The organism is Nitrospiraceae bacterium (assembly GCA_021373015.1).
Classification (GTDB): Bacteria; Nitrospirota; Thermodesulfovibrionia; order Thermodesulfovibrionales; family UBA1546; genus JAJFTJ01.
Genome location: JAJFTJ010000009.1, coordinates 1 through 2035, shown reverse-complemented (window position 1 = coordinate 2035; position 2035 = coordinate 1). Strand labels below are relative to the sequence as shown.

3 protein-coding genes are annotated in these 2035 nt (G+C 38.7%); all 3 read left to right on the top strand.

Annotation, left to right across the window (positions count from 1 at the left end):
* The coding region (locus LLF28_05145; protein MCE5194832.1) for a type II secretion system F family protein at window positions 1-645 on the top strand (645 nt) is incomplete at its 5' end.
* Between the two features lie 455 nt (window positions 646-1100).
* The gene (locus LLF28_05140) at window positions 1101-1550 is read left to right on the top strand and encodes a prepilin-type N-terminal cleavage/methylation domain-containing protein (GenBank protein ID MCE5194831.1); all 450 of its coding nucleotides are present in this window, start codon (window positions 1101-1103) and stop codon (window positions 1548-1550) included.
* A gap of 297 nt (window positions 1551-1847) precedes the next feature.
* Window positions 1848-2035: hypothetical protein (locus tag LLF28_05135; protein MCE5194830.1), on the top strand; the 188-nt coding region annotated here is incomplete at its 3' end.

Here is a 2035-nt window from a genome sequence, read left to right as displayed (position 1 = left end):
GTTATTCCGCAGTTTCAGAAAGCATTTTCAAGCATGAATGTTGAACTCCCCAGACTGACCAGAATGATATTTGAATTTGGAACATGGGCACAGAGCTATTGGTACTATGCCATTGCAGTCATTGGACTGATAATTTTACTTCTCAATTTTTTAAGAAAAGTCCCCGGATTGAGGATATATATCGACACAGGAATACTTAAAGTGCCAGTCTTCGGAGACATTCTTTACAAGGCGGCGCTGTCCAGATCATTCAGGACTATGTCGGCTTTGCTCAGGTCAGGCGTTCCCATTTTGAATGCACTTGAAATGGCAGGGGAAGTTGCATCCAACAGCAAGATAAACAACAACTTTTTGCTGATGAGGGATGCCGCTGCAATGGGAGCTCCAATGAACATTGTTATTAAGGAAAGAAAACTTTTTCCTCCCATGATCGCTCATATGATCGCAGTCGGAGAAGAAACAGGACGTACAGATGAAATGCTCCAGAAGATATCCGACTGGTATGACAGCGAATTGTCAGAGAAGATAAAGCGCCTCAGTTCTGTCCTTGAGCCAATCATGGTCGTCCTTGTGGGTGTAATCGTGGGATTTATGGTCCTGGCAATATTCCTCCCGATAATATCTGCAATACAGCAGTTTATGTAAGAAAAGAAAAACATAGAACAGTTGATCAGTTCATAAAATTACGAGATAACAATGCGTTATCAAGTAATCAGGAGCTGGTTGTGACCTGACTTCAGATAGCAAATATTGCCAATATAACACTCTGGAAATTGAAATAATTATTCAATATGGCCATTTAGTCTTGACAAACTTTACTCAAGGTGAAAAAATACAGAGTCAGTATAGAAATTATTAGTGTGTAAAAAAATTTTTACCTTGAGATCTTATTTTTCTATTGTTTTTCAATTTTTCCGTCTTTCTAATTATTGCAAATTTAAATATTAAAGGGGGAATTGAAAGAAACATCCTTTCAATAAACTTTAAAGGGGAACCGGGGGCGCCCGGTTCGGTAGGGTGGGGCAAGCGCAAATTGTTTGTGAACGAAATATAGAGTAATACGAATATGGATGAGAAGAGGAGATATTAACTTGAAGAAAATGCTTAAGAGAAAATCAAAAGGTTTCACACTGGTAGAACTTCTGATCGTAGTCATCATCATTGGTATCCTTGCCGGAATGATGATGCTTTCAACAGGCGGAGCAACAGCCAAGGCAGAGGCGACAAAGATAGTTTCCGACATGCGCAACATGAAGGCTGCTGCTATAATGGTATATGCAGATACGACAAAATGGCCAACAGAAATTGCTAGTCTGGATGAGTATATGGATCAGAAAATTGACACTATTAAGTATGATTTGTCAGAGGAAGGGGACTATGTGCAGTTTAAAGTAGGTGCTGACACGGATAGCAAGGTTAGAGAGAGCTTGCGGAATCTTGCAAGTTCAGGAGTTGCACTTTACAAGACAGCTGTAGCTGCAAGTGTTGACATAACTTCTAGCGACATTTATGACGGTGGAACTGCAGGAGTTTTTATGCCAGTGAAATAACCAAAAGTCTGTAATAAATTAAAATGGTCTGTGTAGAATCTTACGATTCCACGCAGACCCTTTTTTATGTTGAAATCACTAGTTATCTATGTTATTTCAACTGTTAATAGATACCAAAACTCAGCCTTTAATTTAAAACAGCATACAAGAATTTAAATCAACGAATAATAAATTGAAAATACTTCAAAAATCATTGTTGTAATCTGATATTCTGGGTTATAATGGCGATGGAAATCTTGCCCTTTTGTTTTCCTCAGATTATTTATTTAATTTTTATTTATTGAAAAGGGGAAATATATGGCTTTATTCGGGCTTAAAAGACAAAAGAAAAAACGAGCCGGGCTCTTTATCGACAGGGGATACTTCAGGTATCTCACTGTTGTTGGTGCGCTGGGCAGTTATGTTGTCACTGACGCTGTTTCCGGAGATATCTCTGAAGAAGTGACACAGGGTGGCGACCCTTTTACAAATAACGGCATGTATCT